The organism is Candidatus Accumulibacter cognatus (genome assembly GCF_000584975.1).
Classification (GTDB): domain Bacteria; phylum Pseudomonadota; class Gammaproteobacteria; order Burkholderiales; family Rhodocyclaceae; genus Accumulibacter; species Accumulibacter cognatus.
In genome coordinates this window covers 49,583-71,061 of the sequence record NZ_JDST02000018.1, presented here as the reverse complement: position 1 = coordinate 71,061, position 21,479 = coordinate 49,583, and the positions used below count along the sequence as shown (strand labels likewise).

Below are 21,479 nucleotides of genomic sequence, written 5' to 3'. Positions count from 1 at the left end.
ATCGCGATACGACCATGATCGCAATCGGTTCACACCCGGCCTGTCACACCGTTGCTCCGGGTCTGTTGAACCCCCTCGCCACGCCCAACCCCGTGATACTCGATACCCAGACTACGTACCAGAACGGGGTCAAAAAGGTTTCTGCCGTCGAAGATCAAGGGCTGCCTCAGCAGCGCGCGGATCTGCTCAAAATCCGGACTCTTGAACTCGCGCCATTCGGTGGCGATCAACAGGGCATCCGCGCCTTGCAGCGCCTCGGCAGGGTGGCTCGCAAAGCTCAGCCCAGGAAGGTCGCCGAATACCCGGCGCGCCTCGTCCATCGCCACCGGATCGTAAGCCCGAATCGTCGCACCGAAACGCAGCAGTTCATGCACGATCACTCGGCTCGGTGCGTCGCGCATGTCGTCGGTATCCGGTTTGAAGGCCAGCCCCCACAGCGCAAAGCTGCGTCCCTGCAGGTTTCCTTCGAATCGGGCGAGCACCTTGTCGACCAGCACCCGCTTCTGGATGTCGTTTACCGCCTCGACGGCTGCCAGGACACGAAGATCGATACCAAACTCCTGGCCGGTGCGTACCAGTGCCTTCACGTCCTTGGGAAAACACGAGCCACCGTAGCCGGTGCCGGCATAGAGAAAGTGCGTGCCGATACGCGGATCGCTGCCGATACCATGGCGAACCAGTTCGATGTCGGCGCCGACGCACTCGGCCAGCCGAGCCAGTTCGTTCATGAAGCTGATGCGCGTCGCCAGCATCGCATTGGCTGCATACTTAGTGAGTTCGGCGCTGCGTGTATCCATCAGTAGCAGCTTGTCGCGGTTACGCGAAAAAGGAGCATAGATCGCCCGCATCAGCAAGGTCGCGCGTTCATCGTCAGCACCGACGATGATGCGGTCGGGACGCATGAAGTCATCGACCGCGGCGCCTTCCTTGAGGAACTCCGGATTGCTGACCACGGCAAATTCCATGCAGAGCCCGCGCTTGGCCAGTGCTTCCTGCACGGCCGCGCGAACGCGATCGGCGGTGCCGACGGGTACCGTGCTCTTGTCGACGATCACCTTGTAGTCGGTCATGTGCTGCCCGATGTTGCGTGCAGCGCTGAGCACATACTGCAGATCGGCCGAACCGTCCTCGTCGGGAGGCGTACCGACACCGATGAACAGCAGCGTACCGTGATGTACCGCGGCAGCGATATCGGTCGTGAATTGCAGACGTCCCGCGACGGCATTGCGCTTCACCATTGGCTCCAGGCCAGGCTCATGGATGGGGATACCACCGCTGTTGAGGATCGCGATCTTGCGTTCGTCCACATCCAGACACAATACGTGGTTGCCCATCTCCGACAGGCAGGCGCCAGTGACCAATCCGACGTAGCCCGTTCCAATCACGGTCACTTTCATGGGATGACAATGTTCCTTTCAGACCTGGTAGTAGTTGCGATACCAATCGACAAAGCGCGCGATGCCTTCGGACAACAGCGTGCCTGGCGCGAAACCGATCCATTTTTCGAGGCGGGAAGTGTCGGCATAGGTGGCCGGTACGTCGCCCGGCTGCATCGGCAGCATCCGCTTCTCGGCCTCGCGCCCCAGTCGCCGCTCGATGCAGCCAATGAAGCTCAGCAAGGGCACCGGCTGATGATTGCCGACATTGAATACGCGGTATGGCGCATCACTGGCAGACGGATCAGGACTGTCTGCAGTATAAGTCCGATCGGGCCCGGGGATCCGGTCATTGACCCGTAGCACGGCTTCGACGATGTCATCCACGTAGGTAAAGTCGCGCTGCATCTGCCCATGGTTGAAGACATCGATCGGCCGCCCTTCGAGGATCGCGCGAGTGAACAGGAAGGGCGCCATGTCGGGCCGTCCCCAGGGACCATAGACGGTGAAGAAGCGAAGTCCGGTGGTCGGCAAACGATAAAGATGACTGTAGGTATGCGCCATCAGTTCGTTGGCCTTCTTGGTCGCGGCGTAGAGGCTGACCGGATGGTCCACATTGTCGCACTCTGAGAAAGGCATGCGTGCATTCCCGCCGTAGACGCTGGAACTCGAAGCGTAGACTAGATGTTGAACTGCATGATGGCGGCAGCCCTCAAGGACGGTCATGAAGCCGACGAGGTTGCTATCGACGTAGGCGTTGGGATTGGCGAGTGAATAGCGCACACCGGCCTGGGCCGCCAGATGGATCACGCGATCGAATCCTTCGCTGGCGAATAAGGTCGCCATGGCTACCCGATCGGAGATGTCCATCTCGATGAAGCGGAAGTCACCCTGCCCTGCCAGGCAGGCAAGTCGGGCACGCTTGAGCGTCACTTCGTAATATTGATTGAGGTTGTCGATGCCCACCACCGTATCGCCACGACGAAGGAGGTGCTGCGCGGTGTGCATGCCGATGAAACCGGCCACACCGGTGACCAGGAGTTTCAAGGTATGAGGCTCCGGAAATCGGATAAGCCCTGACTGTTTCCCGCCCTTGCAGGACGCATTCCTGCGGGCACTCCGGAATCGCCTGATGAGCACGGCGCATGCGCCATGCATTGCCCATTTCGCCCCTTCGCTCCTCCCCCAGGTTTGGGAGAAGAGAGATGCTTGACCGGGGGGAGCACCATCGCTGCCACCGCCCCGATGGTCCGCACGTCGGCATAGCGCGGCAGCGCTTGTCTGAATTTCGCCAGACTCTCTAGATGCTCGTCCACATCGGACGGCGTCAGTTTGCTTGTCACATCCACCAGTACCGCCTCACTGTCGTTGACCACCAGCAAATCGATCCGTATACCCTCGTTATGCCCGTCCAGCAACCAGCTTGTCCAGTAGCGCAAGCATCTCCATCGCCAGGGCAGTGCGGTCGTATTTCCTGGCCGCCACGAGACTGTTGGCGCGGTATATCTCGTACCTTGAACGGTCATTTTTCAAGACCTTCATCTGAGTCACCAACTCTTCGGCGTTTTCAGGCTCGAAGACAATCCCGACATTCTCCGCACACACCATATCCGCCGACTCACCGGCCACGCCGTGCAGTACCGGCAAGCCCATTCCCATGCATTCGAATAACTTGGAGGGAATCACCGTCGTGAACAGCTCGGTTTTCCGAAGGTGAATGATCGACACATCCAGCAGCGACCAATAGCGCGCCACTTCATCCTTGGGCACTGTGTCCACAAACGTTACATTTTGCAGCCGACGCCTGTGTGCTTCATCCTGAAGAGCCGGTTTGCGAGCACCGTCGCCAAGCAGAATGAAGTGAAAATCTTCTCCGAGGCCCTCGGCAATGAATTTCTCCGCGGCGTCCAGAACTGTCTCAAGGTGGTGTGCCAGGCCATGGGTGCCCACATAGCCACCCACGAACTTGCCTTCCAGGCCCAGTTGTCGGACCAAGGAAGGATCCTTCGGCATCGACTTGAAGCGCCCCATGTCCACACCATTGGTGACCACACTGATTTTGTTGCCGTCGATGCCACGCCTGATCAACTTGTCTCGGAAAGCGTGGGTCACCGTGACAATCAGCTTGGCCTTGCGATAGAGAAACAATTCCAGTTTTTCCAGCCAGCGGATGGCAGTTGAATCCTGCATGGCCCCCACGGCCTTGATCGACTCGGGCCAAAGGTCACGCAGCTCGAAAACGAACGGTATCCGCTTGAAAACGCTCAATACCCACGCCGCGCAGACTGTAAAAAACTGGGGGGAGGTGCCGACGACCACATCCACGCGCCGGACGAGGAGTCCAGCCAGGGTGGCGGCCACCATGAAGCTTTGATAGTCGAGAATTCGTTTGACGAAGCCCTCGTTGGCTGTAATGTAAGACCAGACCCGGAGTAACCGAATCCCCTCGATGATTTCAGTCTGCCAAAGCCGGTTACGATATCCCGCATAAACGCGACCCTTTGGAAAATTCGGCACACAGGAAATCACCGTCACCTGATGGCCTGCCTTGACCCACTCACGGCAATGCTCGAAGGTGCGGCTGGCAGGCGCATTCACTTCCGGCGGGAAGTTGTCGGACAAGAACAGGATATGCATCTCACTTCCAGGAAAAATCGATGATCAGTTCAGCGCTGTCGAACCGGATCTCAATGCAGTGACTGGGTACACATGCCCCGAACTGCGGGTGCCAGGTCGAAGACACCACGTTCGCCGTACCGCCAAAGACAGACAAAAGGATGCTGTGACCACTCTGCAGATGCAGTTCCTGATTCCCCGCGACCTGAACGTCTGGATGCAGATAAAAGCGACAAACGGCCTTCCGGAATTGTCCGGATAGCGAATCGATCATGCGCAGGCGACCTTTGGCGAACATCCATTGCCGCTGATGAAGCGGACGGCCCGGCAGACGCCGATATCCGTCATGCGCGCAACGAATCCGTAGTTCCTCGCCTTCCATCCCCCGCTCTCGCCAGATTTCCGGTACGCTCGGCCGGGCCCGGCGCGCGACACGGAAGCCGGCCCAGACTTCCGACGAATCTTCACCATCGATCTCAACCGTATTGTGTGCAGCGGTACTTCGCTGGCGCTGCCGTTCGGTGTCCTCGCCGTAGCGGGACGTCCCGGAATTGACCAGGACCCGCTGCCCGAAGAGGCTCAACTCAAAGCTGAGCGTGTCCGCGTGTGCATGACCAGGCTGGTAAGCCGGTCCCACAGCTGCCACATCCAGCAAGGCCTTACCGCCCTGCCCCGGAATGACGACGATATAGCCGGTATCACCAAGATGAGTGCAGGGAATGCCGGACAAGGCTTCGGTCAGACCTTTGCTTTCCAGACAACCCAAGGCTCCGGCATAGGCCTTGATTTGTCGAAACTGCGGCGCAATGCCAAAAGCCGCATCGTTGAAAAAGGAAATTTCCCCGTCCGGATGGCACATGCTTTCGAGCCAGGCCAGCCCCCGTTCAATCACGCCACGCCATGCCGCTGCCCGTTCAAGCAGCTCGGGGACAGCACTTCGCTCAGCCAGGTTCACGAGATCGCACATATCCCAAAGCAGGGTCGAGTGATACATCGGAGAAAGTTCAAAATGGCCACCATCCGGCAGGAACTGCTCGCTGATCTCCCGGTCCAGGATACGCAAGCCGCCCTTCAACCACTGCCCCCCCCGATCGCCGGCAAAAAACGCTCCGGCGAAGGTCAGCGCCTTGCCATTGGCAAACAGGTGGTTGGCAAGAATGTGGCGTTCCTCCTGAACCGCAAGGGCCTGCGCCTGCCTGCCGATACTGACGAGCCATTCCGGAGAGACTTGTGTTTGCCGCGCACACCATTTCACCAGGTTCCCGATCCGCAAGGAAAGTGGGTAGGGTTCCCAGCCATGACCGGCGAGTGGAGGATTGTCATCGATCCAGCGTTGAATCAGCCATCCTTGCTGATCGGGGCGTGCATCTGCATCCACTGCATTGAGGTCGTCAAGATAATGTAGGTTATAGAGCCACAGCTTGGTCTTGTTCACCGCATTCCAGTCACCGGACTTCTCGAGACAGCCGCGCTCTCCAAGGAACTCGAATACGCCCTGGTCGACGTGGCTACGCGGTGCTATCAATGGCGCCACCCAGGGCCGGACCCAGGCTCTCCGGGCAAGTTCGGTAATCGATGCAAGGGCCTGCTGGGCGACCAGAGGCCTGGCCAGGCGGTAATACAAACGGTAGGCAATCTGCTCACCACGCAAATGTCGGACGGTGTGGAACAAGCGCGACAGGTGCCCGGACCCGATCATGAGCCTTTGTAACGTCCCGTCAGCAGTTGCTCAAGTACCGCTACAATCTGCGGGCCGGTTTGCCGATCCCTTTTCAGCACGATTTTCATGAAATGCGGGCGTGCCGGCAATGATCTCGAATTAATGTGAAAGTCGCGTATGCGACTCACGAATCTTTCCTCCCCCTCGTGGGGGAGGGGTCGGGAGAGAGGGAAACGGTCATGACTTTCATGATCGGGGGTGCCTGGAAAAGTCATGACCGTTAGCCAGAAACAACGAGTGCAATGAGTTCATCACGAGTCATCGGAGATTCGCAGCCACCTCAATGCTGATCCGGCTGACTTCCAGAACTTCAGCCAGCGGGATTGGGGTGAACCCACCCTTTTCGACAACATTGACGAACATTCCCGCACAATTCCTTTGTCCCTTGTCTTGCCGCCACAGGTTCATCTTCGTGAAGCCTGGCCAACCGAATCCCGTGAGCTTGCGAAAATTGTCCAATTGCAATACTCGCCCGGCAGCAAAGACCTCCAGGCGTTCCTTGGGATAGGACTTGCTACCGTTGGCGAAGTAGTGAATGGTGCCTATCGACCCATCAGCGAACGCCAACTGGATGGTCACCGTATCGGCGGTCGCCGCCTGCAGACGAACACTGTGATGGGCTGTAATTTCGACTCCGGCCAGGAAACGCAACAGATCGATGAAGTGGCAGCCCTCGCCGATAATCCGCCCTCCCCCCACGGCCAAGTCCTGGGTCCAGTGTTCAGAGGGAATGGCACCGGCATTGACGGTCATCACAAAAGCCTTGGGAGCTCTGGTGCCTTCAAGCAGCGACCTGATCTTTTGTACTTGAGGGGAAAACCTGCGGTTGAAACCGACCATCACCACCAGAGAACGGCCAGTCGCCACAGCGATTGCATGCGCTTGTTCAATCGCTGCCAATTCTTCATGGTTCATGGCCAGCGGCTTTTCCACGAAGACGTGCTTGCCGGCTGCGAGTGCCTGACAAACCAGCGCGGCATGGCTGTCGTGGCGAGTCGTAATCACCACCGCGTTAACCTGCGGGTCGGCAAAAATACTGTCTGTGTCGGTGGTGCTTGCTTCAAAACCATACTTGCGACCGGCATGAAGGCCACTGACACCGCCGTTCGAAGCAACCACCTTCAAGCGAGCACCGGTTGCCTTGAAGGCCGGGATCAATACCGCCGTAGCATAGTTACCCGAGCCAATAAAGCCCAATGCCGCAGCTCCGGCAGCAGCATGGGAACCTGCCAGTCTGACGCTGGTGCGACGCACTTCCACTTCTGGCTTTTCGGCAGGCGTCGGATACCGCAAAAGGATGCCCAGCGCGGGTTCTGCACCGCCGATCAGGGCATACGCATCCTCTGACGCATCAATTGGAAAGCGGTGGGAAATCAGTGGCTGCACGTTCAACCGGCCATCCGAAAGCATGTCCAGCACAGCCTCGAAATTGCGTTGCTCGGTCCAGCGCACATAGCCTACCGGATAGTCCTGACCTTTCTCTTCATAGTTCGTGTCATAGCGGCCCGGCCCATAGGAACAAGACACCTGAAAAGTCAATTCCTTCTCGAAGAAGTCGGCACGTGAGAGTTCAAGCCCGGTCACCCCCACCAGCACGATGCGCCCGCGCTTGCGACTCATCAACGCCGCCTGGTGCACTGGCGCATTACTCTTGGTGGAAGCCGTAATCAGCACCGCATCCACCCCGCGCCCGCGGGCAAAGGCTTGTGCAGCCGCGACCGGGTCCTCTCCAGCCGCGAGATTCACCACTTCCGCGCCGAACTCCCTGGCCAGGGCCAGTTTCTCGGCATCGAGGTCGATACCCAACACCCGGCAGCCATGGGCACGCAGCAACTGCACCGCCACCAGACCGATCAGCCCCAGCCCGGTCACTACCACCGCTTCGCCGAGGGTGGGCTGAACGAGCCGTATTCCCTGGAGGGCGATCGCGCCGATCACCGTAAACGCCGCCTCCTCATCGGAAACGAGGGGGGGGATTCTCGCACAGAGGTTGGCTGGAACAGAGACCACCTCGGCATGTTTGCCGTTCGAGGCCACCCGGTCACCAGGTGCAAAACCGCTCACCCCGCTTCCCGTCTCCATCACTACACCGACATTGCAATAACCGAGTGGCAAAGGCTGATCAAGCTTGTTGAATACCGTCTCGACGGTCGGCATCAAACCGTCGGTCTTGATCTTGTCCAGAACCATGCGCACCTTGTCGGGCTGTTGACGTGCCTTCTCGATCCAGCCAGCCTTGCCGAACTCCACGAGCATACGCTCCGTGCCAACGGAGACCAGGGACACTGTGCTTCGGATCAATACTTGCCGGTGCATCACCACCGGGCAGGGGATCTCGGCAACCTCGGTCTCACCTGTTTTAAGCGATTGCAGAATCTGTTTCATGACCGACTTGAAGGCCCGGTTAATCGTTTGTGTTCTTCGGAAAAGCTGAATTCAAAAGAATGATCGCCGTTTACGACCATTCTGGCTATACAAAGCATGAGCAAGGTGGAAAGCTCGACCTCACGCCAAGCCCGTCTTACCTCGGAAAATGGTTGAAGAATCGCCATGTTATGGCCGACATCTTTTGGCCAGAATCTCTTCTTTTGCAACTTATCCCCCTGCCAGATAACAAGCTGGCGAAAATCATCAATCTTCGCGATCAGATCACCCTGCTGAATATTGATTGTCTCGTTAATTCCCTCGAAAGGCTCTCCGCGAGCCGTGAGAATGATGTTGATCAGGTCACCCCGCTCACTGGTGAGTACAATCACCATGTCTTCGTCCCGCGTCACCGCATTGCTATAAACGGTGGTGATGTGCCATTTATCCGGCAAGCTCGACCAACAGAGCATATGTACAGCCAGATCCAGCCAGTGGCCCACATTGCCACAAACCCTTGTCCCTTCTTCGGGCTTACGATACCAATGCTCAGGCCCTAGCACATGACCGCTGATGAAACAATTCAGGGTCAGTGGTTGGTTCACCCCTGCCATCCAGTGATGCAGATGGCGCACCGCGGCAGAAAATGGCCGGTTGTATCCAGCAAAGATCTGCCCTCCCGTTCTCCGAATGGTTTCATGGAGTCTTTGTAATTGCTCGATACTGACGCTAATCGGCTTTTCCAGGTAAACGATTTTGCCCGCCAGAAGCCCTTGAACTGCATAGTCCGTGTGCGAGGCATGATTGGAAGCAATATATAGGAACCTCACTCGCTCGTCAGTCATGACATCCAGAGCGGAAACATTCTCCTGTGCAAGACCAAAAAATGAGGCGAAAGAGCGCTGCTTATCGACATCGATATCGTAGCAAATGGCAAACCGATTCCCATATCTTCGCCAGATTGAGAAGCCAATCGTTGCAAAAGCAAACTGACCACAACCAATCACCCCAATATCCGCCTTACGACTTTTCCACAGCTTGGCGGAGAAACCATTTGGTCTTACTCGACCAATAATCTTGAATATTGTTTTCCCGAAACCATAAATGGTCATGAACCGAAGTACCTTGCCTACTTCGGACATTGTTCCATGCTCACTCATGGTCATGGTTCACCCTATGCGGCCACCGGGATGACAGACAGCACGGGGAGTTCCAGGCCCTTGCTGGCCGGCTCGATGACGCTGTCCAGGGAGCAAAGGCTCGGGATACTGCTTACGAGCGGGTGCCGTGGCTGAGCTATCACGCAATCACCCAGTGCCGCAGCGCCTGTTCGGTGGCATTGTTGATGAATGGCAGGTGTGGCTCGTCGAATTCGTTTTCTTCCTCGTCGGCGCCAGCTTTCTTCCACGACGCCTGACTGGCCGGGAGGTTCGAGGTGTTGGCCAGGTTCTGAATCTGCCGATCCTGCAATTCCTTGACATCGTCCAAGAGGCGGATAGACACTTCCAGCAATCGCTCCGCCAGCAGCTTCTTCAGCCACTCGGCGTCCATCTCCAGAAGGTCGTGTTTGCGAAGGTGCATGGCGTTGAGTGGACGTTCAGTAGCAGAATTTTGCTATATAAATTACTGCGTTGGGAAAATTTTTCGAAAGAACCTTTAGCGGGCACTGACTCTGGTCCACCGGGCGGCTGCTTTCCATAAGCGGCCTGGGGTTTGTACTGTTTTCGAGCAGATCAACCATCCACCTGCCCAGGACTGCCATGGGTACCAGGGAGCGTTGCTGAAAGAATTCAGCCCTTCCTGCGGTCTGTTTGTACTACATTTGATTGCCATCGTCAGCGCTGCTGAAAACATCTTTCAACAATCCGGCAGCGACCGTGCGAGACATTCCCTCTGGTGAATGTCGAAGGACTGATCTCTGGCTGCTTTAAGCGGATTCCGGCCCGTGCCTGCGAGCAGTCAGAGGGATTGCTGGCTTGCCGGTAGTCGGCCGGTTGCGACATCGAAAGCGCAAACGAATACGAATCGTAGGCCGGACGACCCCAGGCGTTTCGGTCAGACAACATGCCACCACCACAGGAGAATCCCATGGGCGATCTCTCGACCACACTTGACAGCCGCTATACGGCCAACTCGGGACGCGTCTTTCTGAGCGGCACGCAAGCCCTCGTTCGCCTGCCGATGCTGCAACGCATGCGTGACGAGGCGGCCGGGCTGAATACCGCAGGCTTTGTCTCGGGCTACCGTGGCAGCCCACTGGGAGGACTCGATCAGGCGCTGTGGAAAGCTCGTCCGCATCTCGACGCCCGGCGCATCGTGTTCCAGCCGGGGGTCAACGAGGACCTCGCAGCCACCGCAGTCTGGGGAACCCAGCAGCTCAATCTTTTTCCCGGTGCCAAATACGAGGGTGTCTTCGCCATGTGGTACGGCAAGGGTCCGGGTGTCGACCGCTGCGGCGACGTTTTCCGGCACGCCAATGCAGCCGGTTCGGCAAAGCATGGCGGTGTCCTGGTAATCGCCGGCGACGATCACGCCGCCAAGTCTTCGACACTGCCGCACCAGACCGAGCATGTCTTCAAGGCGGTGATGATGCCGGTGCTCTATCCGGCAAATGTCCAGGAATACCTTGATTACGGTCTGCACGGCTGGGCCATGAGCCGCTACTCGGGCTGCTGGGTGGTGATGAAGGCGTTGGCCGACACCGTGGAGACCTCCGCCTCGGTCTCGATTGACCCGCTGTCGATACAAATTCGACTGCCCGACGATTTCGAGATGCCAAAGAACGATCCGCACGCGCTCAACATCCGCTGGCCCGACCCGCCACTGCAGCAGGAAGCACGCCTGCTCAACCACAAGCTGTACGCGGCGCTGGCCTATTGCCGAGCCAACCAGCTCAACCGGGTGGTGATCGATAGTGCCGACCCGGCTTCGCCAGCCCGCCTGGGAATCATCACAGCCGGCAAGGCCTACCTCGATGTCCGCCAGGCGCTCGACGAACTGGGTATCGACGACGAACTGGCCGCGCAGATCGGCATTCGCCTGTACAAGGTCGGCATGGTCTGGCCACTCGAAGCCGATGGTGTGCGCCGTTTCGCCGAGGGACTCGAAGAAATCTTGGTTGTCGAGGAAAAACGGCAACTGCTCGAATACCAGCTCAAGGAGGAACTCTACAACTGGCGCGAGGATGTCCGGCCACGTGTCGTCGGGAAATTCGACGAGAAAGGCGAATGGGCGTTGCTGCCCACCGGCAGTGGGCATCTGACGCATGGTGACTGGCTGCTGCCGGCGGCCGGCGAGTTGTCGGTGGCACAGGTGGCGCGGGCACTGGCGGCGCGCATCGGGCGCTTTTTCACTTCTTCGGCAATCGAGGCTCGCCTGGCGCTGCTCGAGGCCAAACAGAGAAGCCTCGCACAGGGGCTGCTGCCGGCGACCGGCATGGCGGCAATCCAGCGCACGCCGTACTTCTGCTCCGGTTGCCCGCACAACACCTCGACGCGCGTACCCGAAGGTTCTCGCGCCGTCGCCGGCATCGGCTGCCACTACATGGTGACCTGGATGGACCGCAATACCGCGACCTTCACGCACATGGGCGGAGAAGGCGTGACCTGGGTCGGGCAGGCGCCGTTCAGCAGCGAGAAGCACATTTTCGCCAACCTCGGCGATGGCACCTACTTCCACTCCGGTCTGTTGGCGATTCGCCAGGCGGTCGCCGCCGGCGTCGCCATCACCTACAAGATTCTCTACAACGACGCCGTGGCGATGACCGGCGGGCAACCGGTCGATGGCCCGTTAAGTGTCGCACAACTGAGTCGACAACTGGCGGCGGAAGGCATCCAGCGGATCGTCATTGTCACCGACGAGCCGGAAAAATATCGCAAGGTGCCTGATCTCGCCCCGAATACGCCGATCCATCATCGCGATCAACTCGATGCCGTACAGCGCGAACTGCGCAATCACCCCGGTGTGTCGGTCCTGATCTATGACCAGACCTGCGCCACCGAGAAACGCCGTCGGCGCAAGCGTGGCAAGCTCGCCGATCCGGCCCGGCGGGTATTCATCAACACGGCGGTCTGTGAAGGGTGCGGAGACTGTGGCGTGCAATCCAACTGCCTGGCGGTGATTCCGGTCGAAACCGAGTTCGGCCGCAAGCGGGCGATCGACCAGTCTGCGTGCAACAAGGATTTCTCGTGCATCCAGGGCTTTTGTCCCAGCTTCGTCAGCGTCGAAGGCGGCAGACTGCGCCGCGGCCGAGCCATTGCTGCTGCGGAAGCGGTGCTGCCGGAACCTCTACTGCCTGACACCAGGCACCCCTACAACATCCTGATCACCGGCGTTGGCGGCACCGGCGTCGTCACCCTCGGCGCCCTGCTGGGAATGGCCGCGCATCTCGACGGCAAGGGCGTCTCGGTACTCGACATGACCGGCCTGGCACAAAAATTCGGCACCGTTTTTTCTCACCTCAGAATCGCTGACCGGCCCGAGGACATTCACGCTGCACGCATCGCCACCGGCGAAGCGCATGCCGTAATCGGTGGCGACCTGGTGGTCAGCGCCGGCGCCGAGGCCCTGTCAAAAGTGCTTGCCGGAAAGACCCGCGCGGTGGTCAACGTCGCCGAAACGCCCACTGCCGAGTTCACGCGCAACCCGGACTGGCAATTCCCGCAGGAACACCTGCAGGAACAGATCAGTGAAGCGTGTGGAGAAGGCAACGCCCTTTTTCTGGACACTGCGGCCATGTCGCGCCGCCTGATGGGGGATGCCCTTTACGGCAATCTGCTGTTGCTCGGCGTTGCCTGGCAGCGCGGGCTAGTACCGCTGTCGCTGGCAGCCATCGACCAGGCCATCGAACTCAATGCGACCGCGGTCGAGCAGAATCGCCAGGCTTTTCTCTGGGGCCGGCGCGCAGCGCACGACCCTGAAGCCCTGCAGAATCTGCTCAACCCCACCGGCATGCCGGCACCACAGCGACTTTCGCGGAACCTCGACGAGCTGATCCGCCAGCGTGTCGAGACCTTGACCGCCTATCAGAATGCGCGCTACGCCGAACGTTACCGTGCGCTGGTCGAGCGCGTAAGCGCCGCTGAATCTCCATTGCAGTCGACCGCGCTGAGCGAAGCCGTGGCTCGCAGCTATTTCAGACTCCTGGCCGTCAAGGACGAGTACGAGGTGGCACGGCTGCATTCCGACCCGGCATTCCTCCAGCAGTTGTCCGAAGAATTCGAGGGAGACTACCGCCTGCGTTTCCACCTCGCGCCACCGTTGCTCGCCAGACTCGATCCAGCGACTGGCCGAGTCCGGAAAAGCAGTTACGGGCCATGGATGATGTCTATCTTCAAGGGGCTGAGCAGACTCAGGTTCCTGCGCGGAACGATCTTCGATCCCTTCGGGAAAACCCAGGAACGCCGGATGGAACGGCAACTGCTCGCCGATTACGAAGCCGACGTCGAACTGATGCTGACGCGGCTCGAGGAGAAAACCCAGGCAATTGCCATCGAACTGGCGAAAGTACCCGAGCAGATTCGCGGCTATGGTCATGTCAAGGCGGCGTCGGTGCTGCCGGCGCGCGCCAGACGGGCAATGCTGCGTGCGCAATTGGAAGCCCTGGCAAACGCCTCCTGACCGTCATGACTTCTTTTCCCGGCCCCCCCCGCGATGGCGAAGGCGGGGTTTCGCGGAGCACTGCTCCGCGCCGCCGCAGCCGGCCCGCGATGCAGCGCGGGCCGTGGAAGGGGTCGGAGGAGAGGAAACCATCGTTGCACACGAATTCGTCAAATCCTTGCGAAAGCGCATCGTCAGGGCCGTCAATCAGCTTTGCTGGCCTCTGCGAGCATGGATGCCCCCTCTCCCCCAACCCCTCCCCCGCAAGGGGGGAGGGGAGTATATTAGTCCATCTCAACACTTTGATTCGCGCGCCCAAACGACCGGAACCCCCACGGCACCTTGAGGATCTGATATGCAACCGCCTGCAGTGCCTGCAGAGAATGGCGACTTGACCAATCGACAGGGTGCGCTGCGCGTTACCCTGATTTATGCAGTTTTTTCCGCGCTGTGGATCCTGCTTTCCGATCAGGCGGTAAGTCTGGTCTTCAAGGACCCAGTGACGATGACGCAAGTCAGCATCATCAAGGGCTGGCTGTTTGTCGCGATTACCGGGTTGCTGCTCTATGTTCTGGTGGGACGTCTTGTCCGCCAGCTTCAGGAAGCGCACCGACTCCAGACGGGTCTGCTGATGGAGAAGCAGCGGTCTCTCGATCTTCTCGCGGCCATTTCCGACCACTCGGAGGATGCCATCTTCGCCAAGGACCTGGACGGTCGCTACATCCTTTTCAATCGGGCGGCCAGCGGCTTTGTCGGCAAATCTGCAGCGGATATATTGGGCCGGGACGATCTGGCCCTCTTTCCGGCCGAGCAGGCGAAGATGCTGATGGACATCGGGCGCCGGGTCATTGCCAGCGGGCGTACCGAGACCAACGAGGAAGCGCTCGACACCGCGCAGGGGCCGCGCATCTTCCTGGCCACCAAGGGCCCATTGCGCACTCCAGACGGAAGGGTTGTGGGCATTTTTGGCATCTCGCGCGACATTACCGAGCGCAAACGGGCGGAAATTTCCCTGTATGATACCGGCGAGCGGTTGCGCCTCCTGGTCGATCATTCTCCCGCGGCCGTGGCCATGTTCGACCGCGACATGTGCTACCTGATCGCAAGCAAGCGCTGGCTGATGGATTTTGGAGTGACCGAGTGCAATATTGTCGGCCGATCCCATTACGACCTTTTTCCCGAAATCGCGGAGGACCAGAGGGACATTCATCGGCGCGGTCTGGCGGGAGAAGTCTTCCTGCCTCAAGACATCCGCTTCGTCCGCGCCAATGGTCGCGTGCAGTGGCTTCGCTGGTCGCAGCGGCCATGGTTTCAGTTTGACGGCAACATCGGTGGCATTGTCATCTTTTCCGAGGAGATCACCGATCGCAAGCTGGCCGAACTGTCTCTGCTAGAAAGCGAGAAGCGCTTCCATGACATTGTCGAGGCTTCCGCCGACTGGGTCTGGGAAGTGGATGCCCAAGGTCGTTACGTTTATGTGTCCGATAGCGTCGAAAGCCTGCTCGGCTACCTGTCCACGGAAATTCTGGGCAGAACCCCGTTTGACTTGATGCCAGCTGACGAGGCGGCGCGGGTCGGCGCGATATTTGCTGCCATCGCCGCGCGCAAGGAACCCTTCCGCGACCTCGACCACATCAGCGTACACAAGGATGGCCGCCTGCGCCATGTGTGGAGCAACGGCATGCCGATCCTCGCCTCCGATGGCACCCTGCTCGGTTATCGCGGTCTCGACCGGGACATCACCTCGCGAAAGATGGCCGAACAGGAACTCCGAAACACAAAGGATATGCTGCGTGTGGTGATTAACACGATTCCCGATCTGATCTGGCTGAAGGATCTGGAGGGACGCTACCTGGCCTGCAACTCACGCTTTGAGGCGTTCTTCGGTGCCACGGAGGCTGATATCGTCGGCAAGACCGATTTCGATTTCGTGCCGAGTGCATTGGCCGAATTCTTCCGCGAGAAAGATCGGGCGGCCCTCGCGGCGAACACCTCCGTAGAAAACGAGGAAGAGATCGTTTTTGCCAGCGATGGACACCGGGAACACCTGCTCACCGTCAAGACACCTTATCGTGATAGCCAGGGAACGCTCATCGGTGTTCTCGGAATTGCCCGGGACATGACCGAGCGAAAGGCTGCCGAGCAGTCATTGATCGCGCGAAACCGGGAGCTCGAGCGCTTCAACCGCGCCATGATTGGCCGCGAGATGGATGTCATCGAGATGAAGAAGGTGATCAACGCGCTGTCCCAGGAACTCGGCCGCGAACCCCCTTATCCGCTGGCGTTCATGAAGCAAACTGACGGAAAATCGGCCCAATGATCCCACGCCTGCGCCTTGTCCTGGCTCTGCTGTTGCCCATCGCCGCCGGCAGCCTGCAATGGCTGCTGTGGGAGAACTGGATCAAACCTTACGTCTGGTTCCTGTTTTTCCCGGTAGCCTTCTTCAGCGCCTGGCTCGGCGGCCTGGCGGGCGGCATCGGCAGCACACTGATCAGCGCGCTGCTGGTCTGGTACGTCTTCATCCCGCCACCGCTTTCTTTCACCTTGCAGAGTTCTGCGGCCTTTCCAATCGTGGTGTTTATCGGCATGGGCTGCCTGTTCTCGTGGTTCCACGAAAAGCTGCGGCGCGCGCTGAGTTCCTCCGAAGGCCGCTTCGAGGCAACCCTCGAACAGGCGGCGGTCGGCATCGCTCTGGTGGCGCTCGACGGCCGCTTCCTGCGCGTCAACCATCGACTGAGCACCATCGTCGGCTACGCGCCTGAAGAGCTGATGGCCAGAACCTTCCACGACATCACCCATCCGGACGACCTCGACGCCGACCTCGCTTATGTACGCCGTGTGCTGGCGGGAGAGATCGACACCTTCACGATGGAGAAGCGCTACTTCCGCAAGGACGGCAGCATCGTCTGGGTCAACCTGACCGTCTCCCTCGCCAGGAAGGCCAGCGGTGCGCCGGACTACTTCATCGCGGTGATCGAAAACATCTCCGACCGCAAGCTGGCCGAGCAGCGCTTCCGGCAATTGTTCGAGCAGGCCCCTGTCGCCCTGGCCACGAGCGACCGCGACGGCAACCTCCTCCTGATGAACGAAGCCTTCATCGACCTGTTCGGTTACCGGATCGAGGAGATCCCGACGGTTGCCGATTGGCGCACGCGGGTGCTGCCGGATGCCGGGCAGCGCACGGCGGCCGAGCGGGACTGGAGCAGCAAGTGGCCGGCGGAGCAACCGGCGGAACTGGTCGAACAGTCGGTCCTGTGCCGCGATGGCAGCCGCAAGACGGTACTGTTGTCCCGCCTGCGGCTGGGCGATGAGATGATGCTGGCGGCCGTAGATATTTCGCAGCGCAAGGCGGCCGAGACTCGACTGCGGGAGCGCAATGCCGAACTTGACCGCTTCGACCGCGCCTCGATCGACCGCGAACTTCAGATGATCGTGCTGAAACGGCAAGTGAATGAGATGGCGCGCGAGCTTGGCCGCGAGCCACCCTATGACCTGTCCTTCGCGGATACCTTGCCGCCCTGAGGCGAACCATGAAGGCGCGTCCACTCTCTTCCTTCCTCGCGCGGCTGATCTGGCTGTGCATCGCCCCCCTGCTGCTGCTTGCCATCTGGCTGGCCTGGGACAACCTGCAGGAGCTGGAGGCCAGGCACCTGCGTGAAGGGGCCAACCTTGCGCAAAACCAGGCGATCGCTCACGACAATTTTCTGAACACGCGCATCGGCGCGCTGCGCATGCTGGCCGACTCGCCGCTGGCCGACGATCCGCGGCGCTGGCCGGACCTGTATGCCGAAGCGCTGGGTTTCCAGAAAAGTTTCGGCACCCACGTCATCTTTGCTGCCAGCACGCAGCAGATGCGCTTCAACACCCGCACGCCCTTTGGCACACCGTTGCCCATGCTGCCCAGACCGAAGGGCCGCAGCGCCACGCTGCTGGCGCTCGAAACCGGCCAGCCGCAGGTGGGCGACCTTTTTTTCGGGCCAGTCGCCCAGGTGCCGCTGGTCGCCATCGTCGTGCCCCGCGTGCAAGACGGCAAGGTGGCCCACCTGATGATTACCACGATCGAGACGGCGCAACTACAACAGCGCCTCGACAAGGTCGCGCTGCCGGACGGCTGGTCGCTGACGCTGGTCGATGGCACCGGCGCCCATCTCGCGCGCAGGGCGCCGGCCGGCTTCGACGCCGCGCGGGACGTGGCGGAGGATCACCGCTTCGTTGTCGCCCTTGCAAAGTCAGCCTGGTCGGTGGTCGTCGAAATTCCGCGCAGCAACCACCAAGCCGAACAAATGAAATCCGGTGGCATCCTCGCCGCGGCGATCCTGCTCGCCACGCTGTTCGCCATCCTCGGCGGCACCCTCACCAGCCTCCGGATCGGCCGGGAGGTGAAGGCGCTGGCCATGCCGCCGGGCAGTGCAGGACCGCCACTGGAAATCACCGAGATTGCAGCCACACAGTCGCAAATGAACGCCTTGAATGCGGATCGAAACGCCAGCGAGGAGCGCTTCCGCCGGCTGTTCGATCTTGCCCCGTTGCCGCTCGCCCTGGTCACCGAAGACGGACGGATCCTGACCCTCAACGCCAGATTCCAGGCCGTGTTCGGCTATACGCCGGAAGACCTGCCGACGGTCGACACCTGGTTCGAACGCGCCTATCCTGATCCGGTGCTCCGGAAGCGAGCCCGGTCGACCTGGCAACGAGCCGCCAGCGGCGAGGACATTCCCCCGCGTGCATACCGGGTGGTCTGCAAGGATGGCCTGGCGCGCGACATGCTGATCTCTTCGCTCCCCCAACCTGAAGGTTCGCTGGCCGTGTTCATCGACATCAGCGTACAAAAGCAGGCCATGCAGGCGCTTGAGGCGACACTCGCCGAACAGGGCAAGGCACGGCTGGCCACACTCAACCAGATCGAGGACACCAACGCCGCCCTGCGGCGCGCAGAGTCTTTGGCCGCGGCGTTGCAGGAAAGCCAGAATCGCCTGCAATTGCTGATCGACCATGCCCCCGCCGCGCTCGCCATGTTCGACCGCGAGATGCATTACCTCGCCGTGAGTCGGCGCTGGCGAGAGGACTATGCCCTGGGCGAGCGCGAGATGCTTGGTCATTCGCACTACGACATCTTTCCGGAGATCCCGGCGGCCTGGCGCAAGGTCCATCAACGCGGCATGGCTGGCGAAACCCTGGCGGCCGACGAGGACCGTTTTGAACGTGCCGATGGCCGTGTTCAATGGTTACGCTGGGAGGTTCGTCCGTGGCCTACCGCGGACGGCTCTGTCGGTGGAATCGTCATCTTTTCCGAAGACATCACGGTTCGCAAGGCCGCGGCTGAAACGGTGCGTGCCAGCGAAGAGAAACTTCGCAACATCCTCGATTTCTCCCCGGATGCCGTGTTCATCGTCGCGGCCGATCGACGATTTCTCTACCACAACCGGCAGGCCGCAGTGCTGCTCGGTTACTCCGGCGACGAGTTTGCCGAGCTATGTATCGACGACACCATCCCGGACGAACTCCATCGAGAAGTGCTTGAGCGCTTCCGTCTGAATCTCGAGGGTCAGACACAGTTCTTCGAGACGCAATTGCGACGCAAGGACCAGTCGCTCGTCGATGTTGAAATCAACGGAATGAGGCTTCCGGACGGTACGGTCATCGGTCAAGTACGCGACATCACGTCGCGCAAGATGGCCGAGCAGGCGCTGCGAAAATCAATGGAAGAGCAGCGACTGGCGCAGATGGCTGCGCTCAGCCTGATGGAGGATGCACAAAGCGAACGGTCGCGCGCCGAGGCCGCCCTCGAAACGGTGCGCAAACTCTCGCTGGCGGTAGAGCAAAGCCCGGAAAGCATTGTGATCACGGACCTGACCGGGGCAATCGAATACGTTAATGATGCGTTCATCAAGGTGAGCGGCTACGACCGGACTGAGGTCATCGGCCAGAACCCTCGCCTCCTGAACTCGGGCAAGACACCGCCCGGGAATTTCGCGGCGTTATGGCGTGCCCTGAAACGGGGTGATACCTGGAAGGGCGAGTTCTACAACCGGCATAAGGATGGCAGCGAATTCATAGAGTTCGCGATCGTCACGCCGATCCGGCAGCCGGACGGGACCATCACTCATTACGTCGCCATCAAGGAGGACATCACCGAAAGAAAGCAGGTTTCAATCGAGCTCGATACCTACCGGAACCACCTTGAGGAGCTGGTCGCGACGCGCACCACAGAACTCGTCGAGGCGCGCCTGCGTGCCGATGCGGCAAATCAGGCAAAGAGCGCTTTCCTCGCCAACATGAGCCATGAAATCCGCACGCCGATGAATGCCATCATCGGACTGACGCACTTGCTACAGCGATCCCAGGTGACCGATGAGCAACGCGAACGCCTGCACAAGGTCGACACCGCCGCCTATCACCTGCTCTCGATCCTCAACGACATCCTTGATCTGTCCAAGATCGAAGCCGGCCGCATGCAGCTTGAAAGCATGGATTTCGCGCTTAGCGACATCCTCGAGAACACCCGGGTGTTGATCGCGGAAGCTGCAAAGACCAAGAACCTGGTGGTGGACATCGATGCTTGCCACACGCCCCGCTGGCTACATGGCGACCCAATGCGGCTGCGTCAGGGTTTGCTCAATTTCGCAAGCAATGCCGTGAAATTCACCGAACACGGACGGATCGTTCTGCGCGCCCAACGCGTGACCGAGGATGCGCAAGGCTTGCTGCTGCGGTTCGAGGTGGAAGATACCGGGATCGGGATCCCGGCCGACAAGCTCGCCGGGCTATTTCAAGCATTCACCCAGGCGGATGTTTCGACGACCCGCCAGTACGGTGGAACCGGCCTCGGATTGGCCATTACCAAACGTCTGGCCCAGATGATGGGAGGTGATGCCGGAGCCGAAAGCACGCCCGGTCAGGGCAGCCGCTTCTGGTTCACGGCCCGGCTGGAACATGGGTATGGCGTCGTGCCCGTAGCAGGGGGAGCGCAGATCCGGAATGCGGGGGCGAATCTTCGCTCCCGTCGTGGGGCACGCATTCTCCTGGCGGAGGACAACGCGGTTAACCGCGAAGTGGCCATCGAGCTTTTGCGCGCCGTGGATCTCGAGGTGGACAGCGCAGAGAATGGACGCATTGCCATTGACAAGGCACGCGGCCACGACTACGACCTGATCCTGATGGACATGCAGATGCCGGAACTGGACGGCATCGAGGCCACCCGCGCCATCCGGAGCTGGCCAGGGCGCGACAGGGTCCCGATCCTGGCCATGACCGCCAATGTCTTCGAAGAAGACCGTCGAGCCTGCCTCTTCGCGGGCATGAACGACTTCATCGCGAAGCCGATCGATCCAGATCAGCTCTACACCACGTTGCTCAAATGGTTGCCAGCTTCAGTTCGTACAGCGAACGCCGGTAAATCAGAAACGCGCGCCGAAACGGCTGACTTGTACAGCCGCCTGGCCAGGGTTGCAGGTCTTGACATCGAGCAAGGACTATCGATTACGCTAGGCCGTATCGAATTCTACGCACGACTGCTCTCGATGTTTGTCGATAGCCACGCCCCTGATTCGGAGGGTCTGCGCATGCTGGCTTGCTCGGACGACCAAGAAGCACTGGGGCAACTCGTTCATGCCCTCAAGGGAACCGCAGGCAATATCGGAGCGCTTCACCTGAGCGGAAAGGCGTCCAGCCTGATGACCAATCTACGAGAGCATCGTCCCAATCTGTACAGCCAGGTGATGGCTTTGGCCGACGAACTCGAACAGTTGATCAATGGGTTGCGCCAGGCGCTCAGGAGGCCATAGCCCCTGAACTAACCGGGCAGT

At 59.9% G+C, this 21,479-nt stretch carries 11 protein-coding genes and 1 pseudogene; 4 read left to right on the top strand and 8 right to left on the bottom strand.

Annotated features, from left to right (window positions below; translation table 11 throughout):
- Window positions 1-29: 29 nt before the first annotated feature.
- The 8 genes and pseudogenes from AW06_RS04435 to AW06_RS04400 all read right to left on the bottom strand — a co-directional run bounded on the left by AW06_RS04435 (window position 30) and on the right by AW06_RS04400 (window position 9,657).
- Window positions 30-1,397: a UDP-glucose/GDP-mannose dehydrogenase family protein gene (locus AW06_RS04435; protein WP_046534890.1), complete on the bottom strand. Its 1,368-nt coding sequence runs from the start codon at window positions 1,395-1,397 to the stop codon at window positions 30-32.
- A gap of 18 nt (window positions 1,398-1,415) precedes the next feature.
- Window positions 1,416-2,423: an NAD-dependent epimerase gene (locus tag AW06_RS04430; protein ID WP_034946167.1), complete on the bottom strand. Its 1,008-nt coding sequence runs from the start codon at window positions 2,421-2,423 to the stop codon at window positions 1,416-1,418.
- Window positions 2,424-2,593: 170 nt separating this feature from the next.
- Window positions 2,594-2,779, bottom strand: a pseudogene (locus AW06_RS04425) (DUF3782 domain-containing protein); the annotation flags it as partial.
- Window positions 2,778-4,013: a glycosyltransferase family 4 protein gene (locus tag AW06_RS04420; protein ID WP_034946164.1), complete on the bottom strand. Its 1,236-nt coding sequence runs from the start codon at window positions 4,011-4,013 to the stop codon at window positions 2,778-2,780. The gene AW06_RS04420 and the pseudogene AW06_RS04425, both read right to left, overlap by 2 nt.
- Before the next feature lies 1 nt (window position 4,014).
- Window positions 4,015-5,691, bottom strand: coding sequence for an alginate lyase family protein (locus tag AW06_RS04415; RefSeq protein ID WP_034946161.1), 1,677 nt, complete (start codon window positions 5,689-5,691; stop codon window positions 4,015-4,017).
- Window positions 5,692-5,970: 279 nt separating this feature from the next.
- Window positions 5,971-8,097 carry a bi-domain-containing oxidoreductase gene (locus AW06_RS04410; RefSeq protein WP_034946158.1) on the bottom strand — a complete coding sequence of 709 codons (2,127 nt, stop codon included), beginning with the start codon at window positions 8,095-8,097 and terminating at the stop codon, window positions 5,971-5,973.
- A complete protein-coding gene (locus AW06_RS04405; RefSeq protein WP_273704378.1) occupies window positions 8,094-9,236 on the bottom strand; it encodes a Gfo/Idh/MocA family oxidoreductase in 1,143 nt (380 codons plus the stop codon). The genes AW06_RS04410 and AW06_RS04405 overlap by 4 nt, the downstream gene beginning before the upstream one ends.
- Before the next feature lie 139 nt (window positions 9,237-9,375).
- Entirely contained in the window at window positions 9,376-9,657 is a 282-nt protein-coding gene (locus AW06_RS04400; RefSeq protein ID WP_034946151.1) for a hypothetical protein, read from the bottom strand.
- Window positions 9,658-10,140: 483 nt separating this feature from the next.
- Here AW06_RS04400 and AW06_RS04395 point away from each other — a divergent pair, with 483 nt between their 5' ends.
- The 4 genes from AW06_RS04395 to AW06_RS04380 all read left to right on the top strand — a co-directional run bounded on the left by AW06_RS04395 (window position 10,141) and on the right by AW06_RS04380 (window position 21,458).
- Window positions 10,141-13,695, top strand: coding sequence for an indolepyruvate ferredoxin oxidoreductase family protein (locus AW06_RS04395; RefSeq protein WP_273704377.1), 3,555 nt, complete (start codon window positions 10,141-10,143; stop codon window positions 13,693-13,695).
- Between the two features lie 334 nt (window positions 13,696-14,029).
- Window positions 14,030-15,994, top strand: a complete 1,965-nt coding sequence (locus AW06_RS04390) for a PAS domain-containing protein (protein ID WP_034946145.1) — start codon at window positions 14,030-14,032, stop codon at window positions 15,992-15,994.
- A complete protein-coding gene (locus AW06_RS04385) occupies window positions 15,991-17,196 on the top strand; it encodes a PAS domain S-box protein (RefSeq protein ID WP_034946142.1) in 1,206 nt (401 codons plus the stop codon). Before AW06_RS04390 ends, AW06_RS04385 begins: the two co-directional genes overlap by 4 nt.
- An 8-nt stretch (window positions 17,197-17,204) precedes the next feature.
- Window positions 17,205-21,458: a PAS domain S-box protein gene (locus tag AW06_RS04380; protein WP_273704376.1), complete on the top strand. Its 4,254-nt coding sequence runs from the start codon at window positions 17,205-17,207 to the stop codon at window positions 21,456-21,458.
- The last annotated feature ends 21 nt before the right edge of the window (window positions 21,459-21,479 follow it).